At 62.1% G+C, this 24,347-nt stretch carries 22 protein-coding genes and 1 pseudogene; 11 read left to right on the top strand and 12 right to left on the bottom strand.

The genetic code is table 11. The annotated features are described in order from the left end of the window. The first annotated feature begins 271 nt into the window (after positions 1-271). From AC3WOG_RS11005 to AC3WOG_RS10995, 3 genes are all read left to right on the top strand, one after another. The gene (locus AC3WOG_RS11005) at positions 272-469 is read left to right on the top strand and encodes a hypothetical protein (RefSeq protein WP_492578020.1); all 198 of its coding nucleotides are present in this window, start codon (positions 272-274) and stop codon (positions 467-469) included. A 249-nt stretch (positions 470-718) separates the two neighbouring features. Further along, complete coding sequence (locus AC3WOG_RS11000) at positions 719-1,105, top strand: MAPEG family protein (RefSeq protein ID WP_492578018.1); 387 nt, start codon at positions 719-721, stop codon at positions 1,103-1,105. Positions 1,106-1,330: 225 nt separating this feature from the next. After that, positions 1,331-2,353: a histone deacetylase family protein gene (locus tag AC3WOG_RS10995; protein WP_492578017.1), complete on the top strand. Its 1,023-nt coding sequence runs from the start codon at positions 1,331-1,333 to the stop codon at positions 2,351-2,353. 741 nt (positions 2,354-3,094) lie between these two features. Here the strand turns inward: AC3WOG_RS10995 and AC3WOG_RS10990 are convergent. Continuing rightward, positions 3,095-4,300 carry a DUF6402 family protein gene (locus AC3WOG_RS10990; RefSeq protein WP_492578016.1) on the bottom strand — a complete coding sequence of 402 codons (1,206 nt, stop codon included), beginning with the start codon at positions 4,298-4,300 and terminating at the stop codon, positions 3,095-3,097. Between the two features lie 157 nt (positions 4,301-4,457). Here AC3WOG_RS10990 and AC3WOG_RS10985 point away from each other — a divergent pair, with 157 nt between their 5' ends. From AC3WOG_RS10985 to AC3WOG_RS10975, 3 genes and pseudogenes are all read left to right on the top strand, one after another. Then, complete coding sequence (locus AC3WOG_RS10985) at positions 4,458-5,033, top strand: recombinase family protein (RefSeq protein ID WP_492578015.1); 576 nt, start codon at positions 4,458-4,460, stop codon at positions 5,031-5,033. Positions 5,034-5,037: 4 nt separating this feature from the next. After that, positions 5,038-5,349, top strand: a pseudogene (locus AC3WOG_RS10980) (IS481 family transposase); the annotation flags it as partial. 233 nt (positions 5,350-5,582) lie between these two features. Then, the gene (locus tag AC3WOG_RS10975) at positions 5,583-6,329 is read left to right on the top strand and encodes an SDR family NAD(P)-dependent oxidoreductase (RefSeq protein ID WP_492578014.1); all 747 of its coding nucleotides are present in this window, start codon (positions 5,583-5,585) and stop codon (positions 6,327-6,329) included. Between the two features lie 127 nt (positions 6,330-6,456). Here the strand turns inward: AC3WOG_RS10975 and AC3WOG_RS10970 are convergent, their stop codons facing one another. Further along, positions 6,457-7,332, bottom strand: a complete 876-nt coding sequence (locus tag AC3WOG_RS10970; protein ID WP_492578013.1) for a LysR substrate-binding domain-containing protein — start codon at positions 7,330-7,332, stop codon at positions 6,457-6,459. Positions 7,333-7,464: 132 nt separating this feature from the next. On the opposite strand from AC3WOG_RS10970, the gene AC3WOG_RS10965 reads away from it, so the two are divergent. Next, positions 7,465-8,682 (top strand): 2-aminoethylphosphonate--pyruvate transaminase, encoded by a 1,218-nt coding sequence (locus tag AC3WOG_RS10965; RefSeq protein ID WP_492579776.1) that lies wholly within the window; start codon positions 7,465-7,467, stop codon positions 8,680-8,682. Between the two features lie 377 nt (positions 8,683-9,059). Here AC3WOG_RS10965 and AC3WOG_RS10960 read toward each other — a convergent pair whose 3' ends face one another. From AC3WOG_RS10960 to AC3WOG_RS10945, 4 genes are all read right to left on the bottom strand, one after another. After that, entirely contained in the window at positions 9,060-11,933 is a 2,874-nt protein-coding gene (locus tag AC3WOG_RS10960; protein ID WP_492578012.1) for an Hsp70 family protein, read from the bottom strand. Beyond that, on the bottom strand, positions 11,930-13,789 hold the full coding sequence (locus tag AC3WOG_RS10955; RefSeq protein ID WP_492578011.1) for an Hsp70 family protein: 1,860 nt from the start codon (positions 13,787-13,789) through the stop codon (positions 11,930-11,932). The genes AC3WOG_RS10960 and AC3WOG_RS10955 overlap by 4 nt, the downstream gene beginning before the upstream one ends. Beyond that, on the bottom strand, positions 13,786-14,370 hold the full coding sequence (locus tag AC3WOG_RS10950) for a DUF2760 domain-containing protein (RefSeq protein WP_492578010.1): 585 nt from the start codon (positions 14,368-14,370) through the stop codon (positions 13,786-13,788). Before AC3WOG_RS10950 ends, AC3WOG_RS10955 begins: the two co-directional genes overlap by 4 nt. Positions 14,371-14,691: 321 nt before the next feature. Beyond that, entirely contained in the window at positions 14,692-15,588 is an 897-nt protein-coding gene (locus AC3WOG_RS10945; RefSeq protein ID WP_492579775.1) for a LysR family transcriptional regulator, read from the bottom strand. 141 nt (positions 15,589-15,729) lie between these two features. Here AC3WOG_RS10945 and AC3WOG_RS10940 point away from each other — a divergent pair, with 141 nt between their 5' ends. Continuing rightward, positions 15,730-16,389 carry an NADPH-dependent F420 reductase gene (locus AC3WOG_RS10940; RefSeq protein ID WP_492578009.1) on the top strand — a complete coding sequence of 220 codons (660 nt, stop codon included), beginning with the start codon at positions 15,730-15,732 and terminating at the stop codon, positions 16,387-16,389. A 35-nt stretch (positions 16,390-16,424) separates the two neighbouring features. On the opposite strand, the gene AC3WOG_RS10935 is transcribed toward AC3WOG_RS10940, so the two are convergent. Then, positions 16,425-17,318: a LysR family transcriptional regulator gene (locus AC3WOG_RS10935; protein WP_492578008.1), complete on the bottom strand. Its 894-nt coding sequence runs from the start codon at positions 17,316-17,318 to the stop codon at positions 16,425-16,427. Between the two features lie 85 nt (positions 17,319-17,403). On the opposite strand from AC3WOG_RS10935, the gene AC3WOG_RS10930 reads away from it, so the two are divergent. Beyond that, on the top strand, positions 17,404-18,189 hold the full coding sequence (locus AC3WOG_RS10930; protein ID WP_492578007.1) for an NAD(P)H-dependent oxidoreductase: 786 nt from the start codon (positions 17,404-17,406) through the stop codon (positions 18,187-18,189). 32 nt (positions 18,190-18,221) lie between these two features. Here AC3WOG_RS10930 and AC3WOG_RS10925 read toward each other — a convergent pair whose 3' ends face one another. From AC3WOG_RS10925 to AC3WOG_RS10910, 4 genes are all read right to left on the bottom strand, one after another. Further along, positions 18,222-19,094: an endonuclease/exonuclease/phosphatase family protein gene (locus AC3WOG_RS10925; protein ID WP_492578006.1), complete on the bottom strand. Its 873-nt coding sequence runs from the start codon at positions 19,092-19,094 to the stop codon at positions 18,222-18,224. A 126-nt stretch (positions 19,095-19,220) separates the two neighbouring features. Then, positions 19,221-19,595, bottom strand: a complete 375-nt coding sequence (locus tag AC3WOG_RS10920; protein ID WP_492578004.1) for a copper resistance CopC family protein — start codon at positions 19,593-19,595, stop codon at positions 19,221-19,223. Positions 19,596-19,597: 2 nt separating this feature from the next. Beyond that, positions 19,598-20,503 (bottom strand): hypothetical protein, encoded by a 906-nt coding sequence (locus tag AC3WOG_RS10915; protein ID WP_492578003.1) that lies wholly within the window; start codon positions 20,501-20,503, stop codon positions 19,598-19,600. 134 nt (positions 20,504-20,637) lie between these two features. Then, on the bottom strand, positions 20,638-21,006 hold the full coding sequence (locus AC3WOG_RS10910) for a DUF2946 domain-containing protein (RefSeq protein ID WP_492578002.1): 369 nt from the start codon (positions 21,004-21,006) through the stop codon (positions 20,638-20,640). Between the two features lie 241 nt (positions 21,007-21,247). Between AC3WOG_RS10910 and AC3WOG_RS10905 the strand changes: the two genes are divergently transcribed. Continuing rightward, on the top strand, positions 21,248-21,793 hold the full coding sequence (locus AC3WOG_RS10905) for a hypothetical protein (protein ID WP_492578001.1): 546 nt from the start codon (positions 21,248-21,250) through the stop codon (positions 21,791-21,793). Between the two features lie 194 nt (positions 21,794-21,987). Here the strand turns inward: AC3WOG_RS10905 and AC3WOG_RS10900 are convergent, their stop codons facing one another. Next, positions 21,988-22,878, bottom strand: a complete 891-nt coding sequence (locus AC3WOG_RS10900; RefSeq protein ID WP_492578000.1) for a LysR family transcriptional regulator — start codon at positions 22,876-22,878, stop codon at positions 21,988-21,990. Between the two features lie 121 nt (positions 22,879-22,999). Between AC3WOG_RS10900 and styA the strand changes: the two genes are divergently transcribed. Further along, complete coding sequence (gene styA / locus AC3WOG_RS10895) at positions 23,000-24,268, top strand: styrene monooxygenase subunit StyA (RefSeq protein WP_492577999.1); 1,269 nt, start codon at positions 23,000-23,002, stop codon at positions 24,266-24,268. Positions 24,269-24,347 lie beyond the last annotated feature (79 nt).

The raw sequence follows: 24,347 nt of genomic DNA, 5'->3' as shown, positions 1-24,347 counted from the left end.
GCAGAAGAATAAGCAGAGCGGACGGCGCATGCAGTCAGCCGCATACGGTTTTACGTCAAGGATAAGAACCGAAGTGGAATCAGGCAAATCGATTAAAAATAGCCTGTGTAATAAACTGGATTGATATTACCGGCGGCTCAAACGCCCGCAAGGTGCCGGATCAATGCCTTTATTTGTTGGGCCTGGGGATTCAGTTGCTGGCGCGCGTATTCGTTTGAGAAGTGGGGCAACGCGCTGCGGCAGCAGCGGCGAACGAACGGAGGGCCTTATCGTGTGGTCGGGTATTCTGGAAACAGTGGGGGCGTTGGCCGTGCTGGCGAGCGTGGCGGTGCAGATTTCAGCGTGGTGCGAGCCGTTCAGGCAGCGCGTAACGTTGCATCGTGCGCTCCGTGCCGTCGAGAAACGTCTGCTCCGCCGCATTCATTTTGCGCGAACGAAGCCACAGAAGGTGGACATCGACATCGACTAGTAAAACATCCCGTAACTAAACTGTAGCTTGCCCGCTACACGCGCCGGGTGTTGTGCCATACCAGCACCGCGCGCCTGCGCGAGCGCGCGGAGCGGTTTATCCGCGAGCATAATCAGGCCGCACGCCCCTTCAAATGGAGTTTCCGGGGCTATCTGCCGCAAACCGGCGCGTCGTAATCGAGAGACCGACAGGCCGGCTTTACCCATCAAACCAGCGTTCGTTGATTGCCTGCCGAGGAGGCCCGTTCAAATGCACAACGTTGCTCTCGCATGTGTGGTAGTTCTAGGGCTACTACTGTTCGGCCTCGGATTGTCCGTCTCGGTGATGCGTTTTCGCGAAGGCACCGGCTCGGGCTGCGAGCCGGACCCCTCGAACCGGCTACACATGCTGGTCCGGGCTCATGCCAACACGGCCGAATACGCGCCCTTCCTCGCGTTGCTGTTTCTCTATCTTGGCGCGCGATCGCCTTCGACGGCGACAGTGTCGCTGATCGTCGCGGCAACCGTGTGCCGCTGTTTGCTCGTCGTCGGACTGATCGCATGGCCAACGATGGCAAAACCCAACCCTTTCCGGTTCGTCGGCGCACTTGGGACCTACCTGACCGGTGTGGCGCTATGTGCGATGCTGCTGCATTGAGATGCGCCAGGCTATCCGCTGCAAACCGGCGCATCGTAATCGAGAGACCGACATGCCAGCTATACGCACCAAACATTACACTGTCGAACTCCAGCGTCAATTGCGCTGCGTGCCCGGCCACGAGCAGATCGTCACGCAAGCCTAAGGGCGACACCTGCTGCTCAAGCACCGTCGTGCCGATGCGCCCGAAGCACTTCCTGCACGCTGATTGAAAGGAACTGGAACATGCAGACGTTTTTTCATCCCGCCCAGCTGAAGCATCATCCACGTAGTTACTTGTCGCGCGGTCAGATGCGCACGCCGCAGGAAGTGCCGGAGCGCGCGTTGCGGCTTGTCGAAGCAGCGAAGACGCTCGGCTTCGATGTGCGCGAACCAGCGGATTTCGGCGCGGCGCCGCTCGCTGAAGTGCATGGGATGAACTATTTGCGCTTCCTCGAAGAAGCGCATCGCGAGTGGAAAAAGATCCCCGCGGAATGGGGCGACGAAGTGATGTCGAACGTGTATATCCGCGAGAACAATCCACTGCGCGGCGTACTCGCGCAAGCCGCTCGCTATCTCGCCGACGGCAGTTGCCCGGTTGGTGTGGACACGTACGAATCCGCCTACTGGTCCGCACAAAGCGCGCTCGCCGCCGCGCACGCGATCCTCGACGGCGCGGGCGAAGCGTACGCGTTGTGCCGCCCGCCCGGCCATCACGCGCGCGCCGAGGCGGCCGGCGGTTTCTGCTATCTGAACAACGCCGCGGTTGCGGCGCAGGCGCTGCGGCGAAAATACGGACGCGTCGCGATACTGGACACCGACATGCATCACGGCCAGGGCATCCAGGAAATTTTCTACGGCCGCGATGACGTGTTGTATGTGTCGATCCACGGCGACCCGACCAATTTCTATCCGGTGGTGGCAGGCTTCGAAGACGAACGTGGCGCGGCGCAAGGCGAGGGCTACAACATCAATTTGCCGATGCCGCACGGTTCCTCGGAAGCGGTGTTTTTCGAGCAACTCGACGCGGCGCTGAGGGCGGTGGCCCGTTTTCAGCCTGACGCGCTGGTCGTTGCGCTCGGCTTCGACATCTACAAGGACGATCCGCAATCGATGGTAGCCGTGACGACCGAAGGCTTCGGCACACTCGGCGGCAAGCTTGGTGCGTTGAAGCTGCCCACGTTGATCGTGCAGGAAGGCGGCTATCACATCGAGACGCTCGATGCGAATGCGCGGTCGTTTTTCGGCGGGTTTACGTCGAAGCGGTAAAGAAGTAAGTGGCTAGGGGTAGGCGCTTGCAATTGAAACCGGCCGTGCTTGCAATCGACGCGCGTTTTTGCTCGAAATAACTGCAACTGACGACCAGCACATGCTCGGATTATCTGCAACCGTGCTTGCATTCAACCACCCGTGCTTGCATTTCATCGTCGCGTGCTCACATTATCTGCAACTGACGACACTCAGATCGGCAGCCCGGCGGCCAGCATCCTGTCGCGAAACGTGTCCTGGCAGGCGGGTGTCGATCCGCAGACGAGAGCGCGACAAAGGCCTGATTCATCTGCTGCGCGCACTGGACGAGGTGTAGCAGGTCGGATTACAAGCGTGGCCGCGCAGCTAGAAGCCGGTCCCATTGGGACGGTGGTAACGAAATATCTGAACCGTCGCCATCCTCACCACCACGGGAAAAATTCAAGGATGGGTCTATGTAGTGCGGGACCGGTTCACCGGAGTGAAAACCGGGAGACCAAAAAAGGTCGGGAACCGGCGTGACAAAAGTGTGTTCTGCCAACAGTTTTCCACTCGTTGCATCGAATAATCGGCCAACGTATTTTGAGTCGCCACTGCGAAATGACCGAACCTCCAGGACGCAACGCTCGGCTATGTAAATGCCATCCGGGGATGACGACTTTTCGCATTCCGTGCCGTGCGGAGTATGGTTGAATAGGCCGAAATAAAGCGTGCCGATAACAGCAATCCCGGCCAGCACTGCGGCTCGTCCCCGCGTAATCTTCATAGATGCACCTTGATCGGAGGAACGACCGGAACAAAGCGGCGGTCTGTATAAACGATGAAATCCCCGCCCCGCTGGTGCTTGATCTGCCACTGCCGGAAGTCGCTGTTATGAATGGGGTAGTGAACTTCACCCTTGATAACCGGATTGCCGAGGGTGACCGGTGACTCTACATAGGGGATATACGGGGAGATGGCTGCAACCCCGTCAAGAGGAATGACGATCACACCATCGCTGCTCCAGTGCCCCAGATACTGCGACCGATCTCCCTGTTTATCGGTGAACGTGTAATCATCCTTCACATACACCCATATCCCTGTCACCTCCGCTATGGTTGCATTGCTCATTACCAGGCCATGAGCTATATCCGTTGAGAAACGGACATGGCCAACGGCTGCGTAGAAGTTGAATGAGCCAAGCGCGGCTGTGAGGTCATCAGGAACGCCAGAGTTCTCGGCATCCGCTACGAGTTGAATCCTGATTTTTTCCGCCAGTGTGCCGTCAACCTCAGCGAGCTGGAACTGGAACAGCTTGTGCAACTGTTGGGGGTCGCCCCCGCAAATGTCCGTAGTAAAAAGGTCGCCCATGCCCTTATACGGGATGAGTGCGTCGTGAAGTGCTTTACGTGCCCTGTCGGACCGGATGGCCTCCGCTATCAGATAATCGTATTTCTTCTTGGCACGGGCGACCTTGAGTACCCAGTCAAGCTTGACCGTCGTCGTATCGTACATGCCGGGTGGATAGGATTTCCCGTCCTGATTGATTTTTGCCTGCTCGTTAGCATCGGTAGGCGAGTAGTTCAGCCGACCGGCAAACCATCGCTCCATCAACTTGGCTCCGACCGGCATCATCTCCTTGCGCATTGCGCCAGGAATCTCCTGTATGTCGAATGGTGGCACCGTTTCGTCCTGTTTGACGGGCTTCGGCGGTTTGGATGGCTTCGGCGGGTCAGGCGTCTCCAGCCAGGTCTTGAAACGGGAAAAAGCGTTGGCGACCTTCCCCAGGTCGTCGACCATCTTCACGAGTGGGTCAGGTTTGGGAGGCTTGGGGGTCGGCTTACGCGGCGCTGCTTGCGCTGGAGGGCGTTCTGGCAACGGTGGCGGAGCTTTCTCCATCGAAAGTTGGGCATCGTGCACGATGCGTGCGCCATCTTTCTTGCTCCAGCGCCACAGTAGCTTGTTGATTCTGTAATACGACAGATCCACTAACCGGTTCCATGTAATCCAATAAACGAAGGTTTGTTGGATGCTGACCGGGCGTGATCCCGATACTGCTGGGAACCACATAAAATGCATCCAGTATCAGCATCCACATTTCAATGTCCGACTATACGGGATTTGCATCGGACAAACGGGAATTCGTATGTTGATTGGGTACGCTCGCATCTCGACCGACGACCAGCACCTCGACCTGCAACGTGACGCGTTGGCGAAGGCGGGCTGCGAGCGCGTGTTCGAGGACACGGCGAGCGGTGCGAAGTCTGAGCGCACCGGTTTGCTCGAGCTGCTTGCGGCACTGCGCACCGGCGATACGGTCGTGATCTGGCGTCTCGACCGGCTCGGGCGTTCGCTGAAGGATCTGATCTACCTGGTCGAACGGTTCGACGCCGCCGGCGTCGGTCTACGCAGCTTGCAGGAGAGCATCGATACCGCGTCGATCGGTGGCCGGCTCGTGTTTCACCTGTTTGGCGCGCTCGCGGAGTTCGAACGCAACTTGATCCGCGAGCGCACCCGTGCCGGTCTGTCGGCCGCCCGCGCACGGGGCCACAAGGGCGGCCGCAAGAAGCGGCTCGATCCGGCCCGCGAGCAACTCGCGCTACAGCTCTACCACGAGCGCCGGCACACCGTGGAGGAAATCTGCCGGTTGATGGGCATTGGCCGCTCCACCTTGTACAACTATCTGACCCAGGCGGAACGTAATGCCCAGCGGGCGGCGTAAGACGATTCCGCCCGACTCGCTGATGCAGCTGCGGCAACGGCTCGACCGTCTGCCGCATAAAAGTCCGGAACGGGCCGCACAGGTTGCCGCGACGGCCGAGCTGTACGGGGTGTCCTCGACAACGGTCTATCGGTCGCTGCATCGACTCCTGCAACCGCACACCGTGCATCGCGCTGACCATGGCGGGCCGCGTGTGCTGGCTCAGGCCGAACTTGAGCGCTACTGCGAACTGATTGCTGCGCTCAAGCTCCGCACCACCAATAAGCAGGGTCGTCACCTCTCAACGCGAAGAGCCATCGAGTTGTTGGAAGACTACGTGTAGGGGGCGAAACCGCGGGTCGAAACCGCAACCCACCTGCCACGTCAAACAAAATCCGATTGTTCGGCTCACCCGACGTATCTATTCGTCTTCAGCCGCTTTATCCATCCGGCTTACCTGCCTACATTGTGTCCTGTGACAGCGCCACCGCATGTCCCGCTCCATCGACGTCGGCCCCGCGAATCTTCGCGGCAGCACGCCGGCGCAAACCCACTTCACAGGAAGCGATCATGAGCAAGCTCGCAGGTAAAGTTGCAGTAGTGACAGGCGCATCGAAAGGTATCGGCGCCGCTATCGCCAAGGCGCTCGCGGCGCAAGGCGCGTCAGTGGTGGTCAACTATGCGTCCAGCAAGACCGGCGCGGAGGCGGTGGTCGACGCAATCACCGCGGCGGGCGGCAAGGCGGTTGCCGTGGCGGGCGATGTGTCGAAAGCAGCGGATGCGCAAGGCATCATCGATGCGGCGGTCGAAACGTACGGCCAGCTCGATATCCTCGTCAACAACTCCGGCGTCTATGAATTCGCGCCGATCGAAGCCATCACCGAAGAGCACTTCCATAAACACTTCAATGTGAACGTGCTGGGTTTGCTATTGGTCACGCAAGCGGCGGCGAAACATCTCGGCGAAGGCGGCAGCATTGTCAATGTCAGTTCGCTGGTCAGCCGCATTACGCCGGCGGGCAGCGCGGTTTACACCGCCACGAAGGCAGCCGTCGACGGGATTACCGGCGTGCTCGCCCGTGAACTCGGGCCGAGGAAGATTCGCGTCAACTCGGTGAATCCGGGCATGGTTGAAACCGAAGGCACGCATAGCGGAGGCTTTGTCGGTTCCGACCTGGAGGCGTGGGCCGTCAGCCAGACACCGCTCGGCCGGATCGGGCAGCCAGAGGATATCGCGGGCGTCGCCGTGTTCCTGGCTTCGGACGACTCGCGCTGGATGACCGGCGAGAGCCTGCTCGCCAGCGGCGGATCGCGTTAAGAAGTTTTGCGCGAAGGCGTTTGTTAGCCTCGGGCGAGGCAGCGCCGCCGCGCATGCTGCATCGTGAAAGCATGAAAGCCGCCCGGTGAGACTTGCCGGGCGGCTTGCCGGTTTATGGCGCCGTTGACTAAGCGGCGGCACCGGCGCTCGTCAATTCCACCGCAAACAACGCGTCGAGCAAATTCGATCCCGGCCGCCCGGCGAGGCGCGTCAGCGACTCGATCATCTGCACCTGGCAATCCTGTAGCGGAATCATCCTGATCCGCCGCGATTCGTTGAATTCGGCGCGCGCGATCACGCCCACGCCCATCCCTTGCGCGACCGCTTCTTCCAGCGCTTCGCGGCCGTCCACATACATCACCGGTTCGACCTGCAACGACTCGCGCACCAGCTCGATTTCGAGCAACTGCTGCGTGACGGATTGCGGCTCGCGGAAAATCATGGGTTGCTGCACCAGTTCCGCGTAAGTCAGCTTGCGCTTCTTCGCCACCAGACAGCTTGCGGGCACCATCGCCACCAGCGGATCGCGCCTCAGCACACGTGCTTCGAGCCGGCTGTGCACCTGCGGCGCGGCGGTAATCGCGGCGTCGACCGCGCTCGACAGCACGCGCTGCATACAATCCGCGGCATTGGCGATCGACAGCGTCACGACAATCCCCGGATGCAGCTTGCGAAACGCGCCGATCAGCGCGACGGCGAGATCGGGGGCATCCGCGACCAGCGACAATGAACCGGATTCGAGGCCGCCCGCCGACTCCAGCAGCTGCCGCGCATCGCGCTCGCAACTGAGCATCTGCCGCGTGACGCTGAACAGACGGAGGCCGAGTTCGGTGGTTTCGACGCCGCGCGGCCCGCGCTCGAACAACTCGACGCCGAAATCCTGTTCGAGCCGCCGCACGTGGTCCGACACGGCCGGCTGCGTGAGCGACAGCGCCTGTGCCGCTTTGGAAAACCCTCGATGTTCCGCGACCGCATGAAATGCCCGCAGTTGTGCGTATTGCATCTGTGCCTCGCCGGATGATAAGTTTTTGCGATACATGCATCGATTATATCGATTTTACCGATGCCTGATCTTTCTGTACTGTGCTTTCCGTACTGTGTACTCACCGAAACAGCGATATCGGAGATTCCGAACATGGAAAGCGTGCTCGATCCTTCCTTAGCAACGTCCGCAGTCACATGTGTTCCGCCCGCTAAGGGCGAGCCGTATCTTTTGACCCCTGGACCGCTCACCACGGCGTTGTCGACCAGGGAAGCGATGCTGCGCGACTGGGGCTCGTGGGACGGCGACTTCCGCGCGATGACGGCTTTGCTGCGTAGCAGCTTGCTGGAGATCGCCGGCGACACGGCTGGCGACTTCGACTGCGTGCCCCTGCAAGGCAGCGGCAGCTATTGCGTCGAGGCGATGCTCGGCAGCCTGATGCCGCGCGACGGCCACGCGCTGGTGCTGGCCAACGGCGCCTACGGCAAGCGCATCGCGACCACGCTCGGTTATCTCGGCCGCGCCTGTACGGTGCTCGACAAGGGCGACTATCTGCCGCCGCGCGGCGCGGAAGTCGAACGCATGCTGGGCGCCGACCCGCGCATCACGCACGTGGTCGCGGTGCACTGCGAAACCAGTTCCGGGATTCTCAATCCGATCGAAGAAATCGCCGCGGCGACCGCGAAGAAGGGCCGCAAGCTGCTGATCGACTCGATGAGCGCGTTCGGCGCGGTGCCGCTCGACGTGACCCAGGTGCCTTGCGAGGCTTTCGTTTCGTCGGCGAACAAGTGCATTGAAGGCGTGCCGGGTTTTGGTTTCGTGATCGCTCGCAAGCGTGCGTTGCAGGAAGCCAAGGGCCGCAGCCATTCGCTCTCTCTCGACGTGTACGACCAGTGGGACGTGATGAACCGCACCGGTCAATGGCGCTTCACGCCGCCGACGCACACGGTTGCCGCGTTCATCGAAGCGCTGCGTTTGCACAAGCTCGAAGGCGGCCAGGCGGGGCGCCTCGCGCGTTACGCGAACAATCGCGACGTGCTGGTCGCGGGCATGCGTGAACTCGGGTTCGAGCCGCTGCTCAATGCTCGCTGGCGCTCGCCGATCATCGTGACGTTTTTTGCGCCGGCGCATCCGTCGTTCGAGTTCGAGCGTTTCTATGAATTGATGAAGCAGCAGGGTTTCATCATCTATCCGGGCAAGTTGACGGTGGTGGACAGTTTCCGCATCGGCTGCATCGGGCAGGTGGATGCACAGGTGATGCGCCTGGTGATTCAGGCGTGCGCCCGATCGCTGCAATCGATGGGTGTCGGGCACGCGGCGCCGCCGGCGGTCGCGATTGAAGAGCGTAAGGCGTTGGCGGAAGCCGCCTGAAGAATTTTGCTTGAGAAGTCTGTTTGAAATTGTGCCTACGGCGTTGGGATTTTCTTGGTTTTTTTGCCTTCGCGGCGCTTTATGTCTGTTTGCCTACGGCGTTGCCTTTCCTTGATTTGATATTGGTTTATTAGCGTTCCCCCTGTGCGGGGGGCACCTACTTTTCTTTGCCTGCCGCAAAGAAAAGTAGGCAAAAGAAAGCGGCTTTACACCGCCAGCTCTTAAGCGGGTCCCCTGGCTTGGAGGAGGTAGTGGCGCATCTGGAATCGGTGTTCTCGCACACTTCGCGCTGGTGACAAGGCAGTCATTCTTCCGGCGGCGCTGCGCGCGCCGTGGCGGCACTTCATTGGCCGTAGTGGTGCTTCAGCGATCCACCCTCAACTCGCGATCAGCTTCAATCCCGCGGGCAGCGACTCGCCGAACACGCGGCCTTCGTCGGCGTTATCGAGCTCGACCGTCTCGCTGACCATGGTGAGCCACGCGCGCGGCGCGTTGAGCGCTTCGAGCCTGCGCACTACCGTGTAGCGCAATGCCTCAGGCAGGTCGCGCGAGCGGTCGCCGGTCATGCGGGCGATCTGCACGGCGGCGAACGCAGCAGGATCGATCTTCTTCCAGTCGAGCGCAAGAATCGTGTTCAGCCAAAGCGCTGCGATATCGGGCGGCACGACACTATGCGCGCTGCCGTAGAACGGCCGCCGTGCACCGATGCGGCCGACCGCCCACCAGCTCTGATGGTTTTCAGCGGGTTTCTTCAGCCGCGTCAACACGGATTCGCCGAGTTCGATCTTGCGCTCCACCGGGATGCGTTCGAGCGACGCGCTCAGACGGACCATGTCGGTGAAGCCCGTTTTCGACACGTCGAACGGCAGCTTGTGACGCGATTGAGCGGCCTTTTGCAGATATGCCATCGCATCGAGCACGCGAAGCTGCGCGCCCTCGTCGAGGCCGCCCGCCGCGCGGCGCCATAGCGTCCACCATTCCGACCAGACCTGGCTGTCGTTGACGTACTGAATGCCGTCGTCGAAGAGCGACCAGAGTTGCTCGACACGCCATTCGTCGAGCGGGTAGCCGAAGCCCGGCCGCACGCAGTAGCCGGCGAGATTCAGCCACAGGCGTTCGTGATCCGCCGAACGCCGCCGGCGGCGCGCGCGTTCCCACAGCGCGCCGAACAGCTCGCGCAGCAGCACGCTGTTCCAGCTCTCGCGCGGTCCCAGCAGTTGTTCGAGTTGCGCGCGCAGCCGTTTGACTTCCTTCGGGCCGACGTCTTGAGAACGGGCGCCGAAGGTGCGCTCGATCTGTTCGATCGCAACGCCCAGCGCCGCATGCGGGGTCTGTGCCGGATCGGCCGGCAACGTCACTTGCGCGTCTTCACGGCGCAACTGAAATTCGAGCAGCCAGCGCTGCGCGGGGTTGTCGATCTCGATGCAGTGCACTTCGAGCGTGCCGACTTCGGTCAGCGACGTGGCAATCTGCACCGGCGTTTCGCGCGCGGTGCCGGCGCCACGCGGTTGCACGATCGTTGCGATCGGCGGCAGACGAACGAAGTCGCCTGTCGCGAGATCGGCGAGTTCGCCTGGCCGATACACCGTGTCCGCGATTGAAGAGACCAGGTGGAAGCGCACCGGATGCCCGAGGCGCAGCGCGAAAGTGCGGTCCTCGATCAGGATCTCGTGGCCTTCTTCCGTGCCGCGCGGCAACAGGCAGATGCCGCGCGGCGCGGGCTCGCCGTTTTGCGCGCCGTTGCCATTGGCATTGCCATCGCCGGTTTCATCGAGCACGAGAAAGTAGCTGCGCGGCGAGCCGCCGCCGATTTTCGGCGCCTGACCCGCGCGGGCAAGCGCATAGGCAACCGCGCCACGGGCGACGGCCACGTCGGGGTTGCCGTTATGCAGCACGTTGAGCGGCTCGCCGCGCCAGTCGCCCAAGGTGCTGGCGAGACGTTGCGTCAACGCTTCGGCGCGGAACACGCCGCCGTTCAGCAACAGCGTGTCGGGCACCGGCAAAGGCCCGCTGTCTGTAGCATTACCTTCAGCCGTGGAAGGCGAACCCAGCGCTTTGCGCGACTGCGCAGCGAAGCGGCTCAGGAACGCCGCGATATGCCGCGTGATCGCGGCATCGGTTGCATAGGGCAGGCCGAACTCGACGATCGCGCCGCGTGGACGTCCCGGCCGTTCGCTCGACGTCACCGCGGGAAAGAAGCCGTCGACGATGATCTGCTCGACCTCCTGGCGCGTCACCTGCGCCGTGCGCGCACCGCCGATCAGCTTCGAGCCGGCGCCGAGCAGCGTGATGGAAGCCGAGTCGGGCGCTTGCGGCCCAAGCAGTTGCTCTTTCGCGCCGCGGCATCGCTCGACCAGTTGCGACAGACTAGCCGCCGATAAACGCGTGCGCTCGCTGCCGGCGTGAGGCAAGCGCGCCTCGACCCGATGCGCGAGCGCGAGGTCCATATTGTCGCCGCCGAGCATCAAGTGATTGCCTACGCCGATGCGCGTAAGTTCAGGCTCGCCGTCGTGCGTTTGCACGTTTCGCACTTCGATCAGCGTGAGGTCGGTCGTACCGCCGCCTACATCGCAGATCAGCACGAGGCGTGTGTCCGCCAGTTCAGCCGACAGGCTCTCACGATGATGAAACAACCAGTCGTAGAACGCCGCCTGCGGCTCTTCGAGCAGCCGCAACGCGGGCAGGCCGGCGAGACGCGCCGCTTCCACCGTCAACGCTCGCGCGCCTTCATCGAAAGAAGCGGGCACGGTGAGCACGACGTCCTGATCTTCGAGCCGCGCATCCGGAAAGCGCTGGTTCCAGGCCGCGCGCACATGCGCCAGATAGCTCGCACTGGCTTCGACCGGCGAGACCTTGCGGACATCGTCGGTGGCGCCCCACGGCAGAATCGGCGCGACCCGGTCGACCGACGCATGCGACAACCAGCTCTTCGCGCTCGCCACCAGCCGCCCCGGCACCTGGCCGCCGAGCGTGCGCGCGAGCCGGCCGATCACGACCGGCTGAGTTTGCGAATCGTCGGCAGCACGCTTGGCCTCATGCCAGGGCAATTGCAAGTCGCCCGCGCTCAGTTCGCCAGCCGCCGCGTGATACCGCACCGACGGCAGCAACGGCCGCGCGGCGACCTCGCCGGGACTCACCAGCTGATCGATCTCGAAGACGCGAATGTCCGAGGTGCCCGCCTCGGCATAGGCAAGCACCGTATTGCTCGTGCCGAGATCAATCCCGACGCTGTAACGCTTCATCGCACTCATGCATTGGCGTTGCCGCGCACGTCGAACTCGACTTTCCAGCGCTCGTCCGTGCCGCGCGGCATGGCTTCCAGTTCAAGCGTGCCGGCTTCGGTGACGCGCGCATGCAGTTTCACCGGCACGACTTCACCGGCGGTGCGGCCGGCGGCCGGCAGCAAAGCCTCGATTTCCTCCAGTTCCTGCAATTCCTCGGGCCCCCAGAAGTCGAGCAGCGTGCCGACCTGATCCTGACGACGCACCGACGATCCGAAGAAGCGGAAATGCACCGGCTCGCCGACCACGAGGCCGAACTCCTGCGCCGGCAACTCGGCTGCGGTGCCTTCTTCCATGCCGAACGGCGCGACGCACAACGCCTGTATCGGCGGCTCGAGGCCGGGCACGGCGGGCATCGCCGATTCGATTGCGATGTAGTACGCGCGCGCCGTGCCGCCACGAATGCGCACGCCCTTGCCACGTCGCACGTAGCCGTAATACGCGGCGCCGCGAGCAACGGCGAGATCGAGATCCGCGCCTTCCAGCAGCCGCGCCGGGGCCGCGCCTTCAGCCGCAAGCCAGCCATTGAGCGTGCCGAGGATGCGCTCCACCAGCAACGGCGACTTGAACACGCCGCCGTTGAACAGCACGGCGGTGGGATGCAGGAAGCTCGCGCCTTCCGCCATTGCATTGGCGTCCATCTCCCGCAAGCCTTCGAGTTCGGCAAGCGCGCCCACCTGACGGCCGAGAAAAGCCGCGAGATGTCGCGTGATGCCGGCGTCCTGCGCATAGGGCAGGCCGAGTTGCGTCAGACCGGCGCGCGCGCGGCTCACTGGACGGGCCGCGCTGTCCACCTGCGGAAAGAAGCCTTCGAGGATCGTCTGGGTCAATTCACCCCGCGTCAGCTCCGTGCGGATCGAACCGCCGATCAGCTTCGAGCCGCGGCTCGGCACGACGAGCGGTACAGTGTCGGTCGACGGGTCGCTGAGCAGCGTTTCCTTCGCCACGCGGCATGCGTAGGTGAGGGCGCGCAGTTGCCACGCGTCGGCCTGGGTGCCAAGCGCTGCGAGCTTGCGCGCGACCCCGTGGGCGAGCGCGAGATCCATGTTGTCGCCGCCGAGCAGAATGTGTTCACCGACCGCGACGCGATGCAGTTCGAGGTTGCCTTCGCGCTCGATCACGGCGATCAGCGAGAGGTCGGTGGTGCCGCCGCCGACGTCCACCACGAGGATGATGTCGCCGGGTTGGACCTGTTTGCGCCACTGGCCGCCGCTCTTCTGAATCCAGCTATATAAAGCGGCCTGCGGTTCTTCCAGCAGCGTCATGCGGCCGTAGCCGGCGGCCTCGGCGGCTTCGGCGGTCAGTTCGCGCGCGGCCGGGTCGAACGACGCGGGGATCGTCACCGTGATGTCCTGCTGGCTGAACGGCGCGTCCGGGTGAGCATGGTCCCAGGCTTCACGCAGGTGGGTCAGGTAACGCATCGAGCTTTCGAGCGGCGAAACGCGCACGACTTCAGGCGGCGCGTCGTTGGGCAGAATCGCTGCGCGCCGGTCGACGCCCGGATGGCACAGCCAGCTTTTCGCGCTCGACACGAGCCGGATCGGCGTGGCCGCGCCGCGGCTGCGCGCGAACTCGCCGACCGCGAATTCGCGCTGGCCGGTCCACGGCAGATACAGGTCGCCCGAGGCAAGCTCGTCCGGGTGCGGCAGGTAGAGAAACGAGGGCAGCAGATCGAGGTTGTCGATCGCGCCCGGTCCGGTGAGTTGTGCGATCGGCAGTACGCCTTGAGCGGTTTTCTCGCCGTCGCTGGCAGTGCAATCGACGTAGGACAGCGCGCAGTGCGTGGTGCCCAGGTCGATACCGATCGAGTAGCGTGCGTCGCTCATAGCTCCACCTCGGCCGGTGCGATCACGCGGGCGTTATGGCTGTCGGTCAGCTTCGGCAGACGGACTTCGTCGACGCGCCAGCCGCGGTGGCTGATGCTGCCGTTGAACGGCGCCTTGCCGACGACGTTGCCGGTCAGCCGGATCGCGGTGGCGTCGAAGCCCTCGGCCAGCGTCACGCGGCTGCCTTCGGCTTCGTCGCGCACCGGACGGATCGTGAAATGCTCGCGCAGCGTCGCGCGGCAGCCGTCGTGCACGAGGCGGGCGGCGGCGCCGATGTCGGCGTCGCTAAAGCCCTTGATGTCTTCTTCGACGAAATCGATGAAGCGCGCGTCGCGTTGCAGCAGGCCGAGCAACTGGAGCGCGGCGTCCGGGCTCGCTTCCTTCAGCGTGGGCGCGGCGGGCTGCGGCGCGGGAGCGGGAGCAGTTGCAGATGCGGGTGCAGGCGCTGCGCTGGCGGCAACTCCGCCGCCGTTACGCAGGCGCAGGACCCCGGCGGCGAACTCGCCATCGCCGAGGATGCTGAAAAAGGTGCCGACGGCAAGTGAAATCCTGCCGAGGAAAGACGGGTTCGAATCGGTCATAAATGCTCCTGATGGGCTCTGTTAAAGGACGAGCCATCCTGTTGCTGCGTCGCAGGCGACGAGCCCTGGACCGTCGTCATGCGTGTTGCAAAGGTCGACGGCATGGGTTCCGCCGACGTCTGATTCTGCAGATTTTGCGGCGCCGTTGGGGCGCGCAAACCCGTATTTTGCCTTGTGCGGCGCGGGAAGCGAATTCTAGCGGTGAATGGGGGCAATCAGGTGGCGGTTGGGTGGCAATAGGGCGAAGACGCGCGCGCGGCGAAGGCGCGTCTTTCGAGCTCGCCTCGCCGCGTCGTCTCACACCTTGTCTCATACCGCGTCTCACCCCGTATCGGGCCCGAACTCAACCACGACCTGATCGATGAACGCGCGCAACTTCGGCGTGGCGCGGCTCGCCGGAAACACCAGATGCATGGGCCGCGCAGGCGCCTCGTAGTCGGCGAGCACCCGCACCAGGCGGCCCGCGGCAAGGTCGTCTTTAACGGCCACTTCGGGCCCGAGAATCACGCCGCCGCCGTTGAGCGCGGCGGCTTGCAACGCCTTCATATCGTTGGCCTGGAAGCGGCCGGAGATCGGCACGGCCTGCTCGCCGTGCGCGTCGCTGAAACGCCATTCGGTGTCGACCGGCAACGCCGTATAGACAAAGCTCAGGCACTCGTGATCCGTGAGCTCCTGGGGCGTTTGCGGGACGCCGCGCCCTGCCAGATAAGCGGGCGCCGCACAAGCCACCAGCCGATAGGGCATCAGCGGCCGCGCGATCAGCGACGAATCCGACAACGCGCCCAGACGAATGGCGGCCTCATACCCCTCGTCGATCAGATCGACAAAGCGGTCGGTCAACGACAACTCGACCCGCACCTCGGGATTGGCCTTCAGATAGCGCGTAATCAGTGGCGCAAGGCAGCAGGCGCCGAACGTAACCGGCGCCGTGATGCGCAAGCGGCCGCGCGGCGACGACGACAGATCCTGCGCGACCGACTCGGCAGCCTGGGCGTCGGCGAGCAGCGCCTTGCAGCGCTCGTAGAAGATCTGGCCGATTTCGGTGAGGCTCTGGCGCCGCGTCGTGCGGTTCAGCAAGCGCGCGCCGACGCGCGCTTCCAGCGTGCTCACATGCTTGCCCGCCATCTGCGACGAGATGCCGAACGCGAGCGCCGCCGCGGCGAACGAGCCGCTATCGGCGGTTTTCACGAACACAGCCATGCTGGTCAAACGGTCCATCATTCCCTACCTGTGATTTCGACAGTCGGTGAATTATGCGCGTTTATCTTGCTGAGGTTTTGAATCATAGTGTTTCCAGACGCTCGACGCAGCGACCCTCGGACCCCTTCGGACCATTCAAACAAGCACGGAGTGTGAGCAATGAAGATAGGCATTCTCGGCGCGGGCTTTATCGGCCGCGCATTGGCGACCCTGGCAACGAACAGCGGTCACGCCGTGATGATCAGCAATTCGCGCGATCCGCAGACCCTGGCGGGCACGGCCGCCGCGATCGGCTGCACGCCCGGCACTGCGAAAGAGGCCGCGAAGTTCGGCGACGTCGTGGTGGTCGCCGTGCCGTTCAGGAACATTCAGGCGCTGCCGGCCGCGGCGCTCGACGGCAAGATCGTCATCGATACCTGCAACTACTATCCGCAGCGTGACGGCCACATCGAAGCGCTCGACAGTCGCACAACCACCACCAGTCAGATGATGGCCGCCGCGTTGCCGGGCGCCAAAGTGGTCAAAGCCTTCAACGCGATCCTCGCGAAGGACCTGGAAACGGACGGCAAGCCGGCCGGTACGCCGAACCGCCGCGCGTTGCCGCTCGCCGGCGACGATGAAGAGGCGAGGCGCGTGGTGAGCGCGCTTCTCGATCAGTTCGGTTTCGATCCGCTCGATGCGGGCCCGCTCGCCGACAGCTGGCGCTTCGAGCGCGCCAAGCCGGTGTACTGCATTGCGCTGGACCGCGCGGGCCTCGCCACCGGGCTGGCCGCCGCCACGCGGGACGGCGAGTTGCCGCACGGTTCGTGGCGGCGGTGACTGGCGAACGAGGCAACCGTAACCACGTTCGCGGATCACACCGAATTTGCAATGTACTCACGCAGCCACTGATGTGCGGGGTCGCGATGGGAGCGTTCATGCCAGAGCATGGCCATCTCGTAGCCGGGTACCTCGACGGGTGGCTCGACCACCCGCAGCACGCTGGTGTCGCGAACCAGGCGCGAAGGCAACATCGCCACGAGGTCCGTGCTCGCGAGGACCGACATCATGAACAGGAAGTGCGGAACGGAGAGCACAACCCGGCGCGCGAGACCTGCCTCCTCGAGCACTTCATCCGTGATGCCGCGAAATCCCCCGCCATCCGGCGAGACGATCACGTGATCGAGTTCGCAGAATTGCGCGAGCGTGGGCCGGCGCTTCAAACGCGGGTGACCTGCACGGCCGACTAGAACATATCGCTCCGTAAAGAGGACCCGCCGATGCATTCCGGAAGGCGCCCCCTCGCTGGTATGGAGGGCAAGATCGATCTCCCCTTGTTCCGCTTGCCTGGCTATGCGCGACGGAAAAAGTTCCAGAACCGCCAGCCGGCTACCCGGCGCCGCGGAGCGCAAGCCTGCCAAAGCCGGCAGCAGGACCGTCAATTCGCCGTAGTCGGCAGCGGCAACGCGCCACGTATGACAGGCCTCGGCTGGATCAAAAGGACTGGCAGGCGACACCGCGCGCTCAAGTGCATCGAGTGCCTGCCGCAAAGGTTCGCGCAATTCCTCGGCTCTCGCGGTGGGCCGCATTCCTCGTGGCCCGGGCAGCAACAGCGGATCTCCAAAGACATCTCTCAGCTTGGCGAGATGAACGCTTACCGATGGTTGAGAGAAGTGCAGCCGTTGTGCCGCGCGAGTCACGTTATGTTCGGAGAGCAAAACATCAAGTGTGACCAGCAGGTTGAGGTCCAGTCTTCGAAGATTATTCATCTTAATACCTGAGATATCAGAAATTCATTTCCAATATACCTGACGAAAACCTATCCTGCCGTCTTCTAGCAATGGAGGCCCAGCCATGAATGTTCTTCTCGTCTACGCTCATCCCGAACCCAGGTCATTGAATGGCTCGCTCAAGGACTTTTCGGTCAAACGCCTTGAGGATGCGGGGCACATGGTCCAGGTTTCAGACTTGTATGCGATGAAGTGGAAAGCATCGCTCGATGCGGACGACAGCCTGGACAGGCAGGCGCGGCGATCCGGTATGCGCTTTGATCCAACCCTCGACTCCAGGCATGCGTTCGAGAATGGTCTGCAGAGTCAGGACATCGCACTCGAACAGGAGAAGCTGATGTGGGCGGATGCACTCATCCTGCAGTTTCCCCTGTGGTGGTTCTCGATGCCGGCGATTCTGAAAGGCTGGGTGGAACGCGTCTATGCGTATGGCTTCGCGTATGGGGTAGGGGAACACTCCGACGCGCGCTGGGGCGACCGCTATGGGGAAGGCACGTTGGCGGGAAAACGGGCGATGCTGATCGTCACGGCGGGCGGATGGGCGTCTCATTACGGCCCGCGGGGTATCAATGGCCCAATGGATGATATTTTGTTCCCCATCCAGCATGGGATTCTGTATTACCCCGGCTTCGACGTCTTGCCGCCGTACGTGATCTATCGAACAGGCCGAATTGACGAAGCAAAATTTTCAGGGATTTGCGACTCGCTCGGCCAGCGCCTTGACGCGCTTTGGCAGACCGCGCCGATACCCTTTCGCCCGCAAAATGCCGGCGAGTACGAGATCCCGGAACTCACGTTGCGCTCGGATATTGCTCCGGAGCAGTCCGGCTTCGCGGCACACGTCGCGTAGCAATTGCGAACGTCTCTGTGATGTTGCGCGGATCAGCGCAATTCGAGCCACAGGGGCTGATGATCGGACGAGCGGCTATTCTGGTCCACATCGCAACCCGCAATGCGCGGCTTCAGATCCTCGGTGACAAAAATAAAATCGCATGCGAACGGTCCGTCGGGCCATTGCTCGTGATCGTACAGACCGACCGTCGCGGCGCGCGGGGCATCCGGGTGCGCACAGGTCCACGCGTCGGCGAAGGCGGGCGCGCCGGCAATCGGCTCGAGCATCCTGCAATAAGCAGAATCTCCGAACGCGCTGTTGAAATCACCGCACACGATGGCGCTCATCGGGCGGGCAGTGTCGGCGAACGGACTGTTCGGGTTTTCCGCTTTTGCCGGACGACGGGCGTGGTCGCATGCTTCCTCGTGCAATTCGCGCAGTCTCGTCACTTGCGCCAGCCGTTGAGCTTCAGAGTAGAACTCGAGATGCGTGCTGACGACACGCAACGGACCAACATCGGTTTCGATTACCGCTTCGAGCGCGACGCGCAGCATCGACGGCCTGGCGGGGGCGGCCAGCCAGGGTAGCGAATGACGCAGCACCTGTTTGACAGGCAACCGGCTCACGATGGCATTGCCGAATTGACGCCTCTGTCGCGCGGCCCCGACACCCGGAAGATCGGAGCCGATCGCATCGATCACGGTCGTGCCCGGCAGCAAGGCGGCAAGCTCGGCGAACTGATCGGCTGACGGGCCGCCTGCCAATCCGCCGTTCGCCTGTCCCTCATGGAAGCCGCGCGTGAGCTCCTGGAGACACAGGATATCGAAATCGCATAGCGCCCGTGCCTCGCGCACGATGCGAATCAGATCGACGCGGCCATCCACACCGCGTCCCCACTGGATGTTCCAGTCGACGAGACGCATGACGTTCTCCCTTCCGAAGCCATGCTTTCAGTTTAGCGCCGTGACGCCGGGCTGGCGTCCGAATCCTCGCGGCGGCGCCGACAAGAGCGGCCACGATGACCGAACCGGATATCGCCGCGCGGTCCCTTACTTCACCCTGAACGAATAGTCGCCGTGCGTGCGGTGCCCGTCGGAAGCGACGGCCACCCAATGCACGGTGTACTTGTCGGGTGGCAACGGGGGCAGCGCGACATGGATCGACGTCTTGTCGTTCGGATCGATTTGCGCTTTCTCGGTATTGACCTGCTTACCCGTCGAATTGCTTACTGTAAGGGCGCTGAAGGCAGGTTCGAGCGGGCCATCGAACACGACCGTCACGTTCTCCGGCGCGGATACCTCGGCACCCGCCGACGGGGATTGCGTCTGCGGGAACACGTGCGCGAAGGCGGCGGACGGGATCAGGATGCCGGTCGCGATGGCCGCTATGCCGCAGCGTCGACGAAGATCATCGAACACAGTCATGGCTAATCTCCCTTGCCGAACAGCGGTTTGCCGACGGAGTTGGGCAGCACGTCATCCAGGTAAAGATGGGCTTGCAACAGGACACCCACACCTTTGCCGCTTGCATGATTGACCGGTATCACCGCCTCGGCGCCCAACTGGCCCCAACGGTTGAGCCAGATTATGCCTGGATTGATGCTCCCGGTCGTATGCCCCGAACAGGGGCCGCCGGTACAGGTATTCATCGGGAATTCGACGACCGGAATCAGGTTGCTGAAGGGCGCCTTGAGTCCCACGTCCTGTACGAAATTCTGCAGATACGGCAGGCTGTATTGCACCGTCACGCCCCAGTTCAGGGAGTCGGGGTCGGAAGCGTTCATCGTCAAACGCGGGCCGACAACGCCGGTGATCGCAAACGGTCGCAGATATTTCAGGCCGTCCGGCAGGTCGCCGAATCCCTTGCCGACATAAAGCGTCGGCGTGATCGCAGAATGAGGATTGGCGATCGCGGTCGAGCCTGTGCCGCCCAGCTCGGCAACAACACCGGCGGACGCCATGAACTCATGTGCTTCGTTGACGTAGAAGCGATATTTGGCGCCGACCGCGAAGTTGTCGAAACCGCGGGCCGAGCCGCCATTCGGCGCGTTCACGTTCACATAGGTCCCCGTCACAGACAGCGCGAAACTGGGCGTGATCAGCTTGTCCCATTCGAGCGTCGTCGTATTGGTGTTCTGGGTGTCTCCGTCGCCCGTGTCAGATTTGACGTGCCCGAATCCCAGATTGATTTCGTCTCCAACGCCGGGGTCGTCGACCGCCATCGTCGCCGGGAAAACGCGGTTGCCTGCAATAGCGTGCGCAGTTGCAGGTGGGGGAAAAAGAAGCGTTGCTGCTGCAGTTGCAGGAACAACTAAAGCCACGAGCGTCGGCATACCGGCGCGTGCTCGAGTAGGGCGCATGGTTCATCCTTCGTGAATGGTCGCGATTGTGCGATCGCGGGTCTGTCAGAAGACGCGCGACGGCGCGGCGATGCAATAACACGTGCATCGCCGCCTTGCTGACTCAGTCAGGATGAAAATGGGGGCGCTCGCGGCTGCGCAGCGGTGAAGGGGAAAACGCGGCGGATCGACTGAAACAGGGGAGCTGCCGTGGGCTGAACGGCCCAATCGGTCTGCGCAAACTCCACGGTCCCGCTCGGTAGCACGGGCAAGTGAGCAAGCAGCCCGCAATACGCGCACGCCTGCGAATGGGCCGCCTTTTCGGGGGACGACGACTCGTCGGAACCAGCATTTTGCGCGGAGCACAAAGCGCCCGGGAACGCCTCAAAACGTTCGTCGGCCGCGAGGGTATGCGAAACCGTTGGCGCGAGCGTTGCCATCAGGATTGCAAGCAATCCTAGAATGCTGCCGATCTTGCGGTGGAAAAGGCTACGCATGGCAGTGACGGAGTGACGGACGGGCTCGAGCTTGTGGCGAATTATGTCACGCGTCTTTGACGAATCCGATGGGGAGATGCCCTACGAAAGGGTAGGAGCAGCAGGGCATTTCTTTTCGTTGAGGCGAATAGCGAAGTCGAGGAAGAACTGGATACGCTGCCTGATTGCAGCGCTCGTACGCGAATCTTGTTCCGCGTCCGGTGTCGAAACTTTCATGCAGTCGTGATGCACGGAGCCCGATATGACATCCCGTCGATCGAAAACAATCAACCCCGCGTCGCGTCGGGCCGGTGGCACATGCACCGCGCTGGTATGCGCGGCACTCATGCTGGGTGCCTGCATGCAACCGTGGCAGGGTTTCCATGCGGGCGAACCGCAAGCCAGTGTCATCGCCAGGCTCGGGCCGCCGCGCGAGGTCTACAACTTGCCGGATGGTTCGAAGCGGCTGATGTGGCCGACGCAGCCCATGGGTGAAGTCACCACGGCTGCGGACATCGATGCGACGGGCAAGGTGATCAGCGTGCGGCAAGTCCTGCAGCCGAGCGAGTTCTACCGCGCGGAGCCTGGCAAGTGGACGAACCAGGACGTGCTCGTCAACTTTGGCCGGCCGGAGGAAACCGCTTACTTTCCGTTGATGAAGCGCGAAGTGTGGAGTTATCGTTACCTGGAAGACAACGTGTGGTACCTGCTGTTCCACTTCTATTTCGACGACGCCGGCGTGCTGCGCTCAACCCAGAAGAGTCCTGACCCGCTCCACGAACACAGTGACAACGACCGGCCGTTCTGACTGTTCTGATGAATGTGTCAGCAGTGACAGATCGGTGCGACACAACTGGGCCCGCGTCGGCGCGGACTACACAAAAGGATCTGCACAAAGCGCCTGAAACGTTTGAAGCGTTTGAAGCGTGAAAATACGTAAAGCTATCCTCGATATGTGCGACGCAAGCAAATTAAGAATCAGGTCGACCTATCGCTTGAGTCTCAAATGCGTTGAATGTTTTCCACGACAAAGTCGATGAACGTTCTCGCGCGCTGTGATAGGAAGCGTGTTTGCGGATAGACGACGTTCACTGGCAGAGGAATAGGAAAATACTCTGGTAGTAGCGATTCAAGCCTGCCGTCCTGTATATCTTCGCTTGCCTTCCACTCCGGGACGAGCGATACCCCCATATGTGCGAGCGTCGCATCGTAGATGGCATCCAGATCATTGACGCGGATCGCACCAGAGATATCGACCGCCTGACGACCGTGTTCAGATTCGAATTCCCAACGGCTCCAGCGCTGGGTACCTGCGTACGCGATGCAACTGTGGTCGACGAGATCGATTGGTAATTCCGGCCGACCGCGATTGGCGAGGTAGTCAGGCGTGGCAACCAGTCGCTGCTGGGCCATCCCGAGTGGCCGTGTGACCAGAGTACTCGACGGAAGCTCGCCGATGCGGATCGCCAACTCCATCCCTTCCTCTACGAGATCCAGCATGTTGTCGGCGAAGACCATTTCGAGCACCAGCCGTGGATGACGTTTAAGCAACTGCGGTAACAGCGGCATGATTACCTTGCGTCCAAATGAACCGGGCATCGTCAAGCGCAGCGTTCCGCCGATGCCATCGGCGGGCATTCCATGGACGTCGGATTTCACTACGTCCACAGCATCCAGAAGTTGCCGTACATGCGGGTACAACTGCAACGCCTCGCCTGTCGGGCTTAACTTGCGCGTCGTGCGCCGGAACAACTGGATGCCCAGCGTCGCCTCCAGCGCGGCTATCTGCTTGCTCACTGCGGACTGGGAGATACCCTGATCGCGACCCACGGCTGAGAAGCTGCCCATTTCGATAGTGCGCAGGAAAGCCTGCAGATTCTGGAGGTTATCCATCAAGCCACCTCAATTCAGTCCATTCCGGAATTTATCTTATACCACTTACCCTGGTTTTCGAGTGAATAGGGAGGGTCTATATTGAATTCCAATACAACCGTGACACAACAGGAGACAAACCGTGGCAGAGAAGAAAATCGGCATCATCGGCGCCGGCACCGCAGGCTTGCATTTGGGTCTTTATCTTCGGCAGCATGACGTGGACGTAACCATCTTCACGGACCGGAAGCCCGAAGAGTACGCCGGGATGCGACTTCTCAATACAGTTGCTCACCATGCAGTAACGGTCCAGCGCGAGACGGCCCTCGGAGTCAATCACTGGCCCGATGACGGTTACTTCGGGCACTACTACTACATTGGCGGTCCCCAGCCGTTGCGCTTCTATGGCGATCTCAAGGCGCCCAGCCGTGCGGTGGACTATCGCATCTATCAGCCGACGCTGATGGAAGACTTCCTCGAACGAGGAGGCAAGATCGAATACCGCACGCTTGACGCAGCGGATGTACCCAAGCTTGCCGCCGCCTTCGATCTGCTGGTCGTTTGCACAGGAAAAGGACCACTGGGACAGATGTACCAGCATCGACCGGAGCTGTCGCCGTTCGATCGGCCGCAGCGGATGCTCTGCGCTGGCATCTTCAAAGGCATTGCCGAATCGCCTGTCCGTGCGGTGACCATGTCCTTCTCGCCCGGTCACGGAGAAATGATCGAGATTCCGACGGTGTCGTTTGGCGGGATGGCAACAGCGTTGGTGATTGAGAACATTCCCGGTGGCGATATGGAGATCGTTGCCAAGCAGAAATACGACGAAGATCCACGTGCGTTCATCGGGATGCTTCTCCAGAAGCTCCGCATCCACCACCCGAGCGTCGCCGAGCGGATCGACGAAAAGGAATTCGATCTGGCGAGCAGCCCGCTCGATATCCTGCAGGGCGGCGTTACGCCGACTGTGAGAACCACGCACATGGCGCTAGGTGACGGCAAGATGGCTCTCGCGCTGGGTGACGTTCATGCCACTGTCGACCCAGTGCTTGGCCAAGGTGCCAACATGGCTTCGCACGCGGCATGGATCGTCGCTGAAGAGATCGTTCGCCAGGACGTGTTTGACGAGCGTTTCTGCGAGCACGTCAACATGCGACGCCAGGATCGCGTGTTGTGCGCGACCCGGTGGACCAACTTCATGCTCACAAACCTCCGTCTCCTCCCGGCGGAGTTGCAGCAATTCATCTTCAACCTGTACCAGCATCGCGAGCTCGCAGACGAATTCACCGACAATTTCAACTACCCAGAACGCCAGTGGGACTGTTTTTCCAGTCCGCAGCGGATGGCCGCGTGGTGCGAAAGGTTGAAATCCGCAGCTCGGGAAACGCACTCAGCCGCCGTCGCAGCATAGGGACGCCTTCTACGGCAGAGGCATAGGCACACCCGCCATCCGCCCAGTGGCGATTCTGTTCGTCAGAATGGGATCTATG

This window comes from Paraburkholderia sp. FW306-02-B (assembly GCF_058782725.1).
The sequence above is the reverse complement of the archived record's forward strand: the minus strand, read 5'-3'. Positions and strand labels throughout refer to the sequence as shown.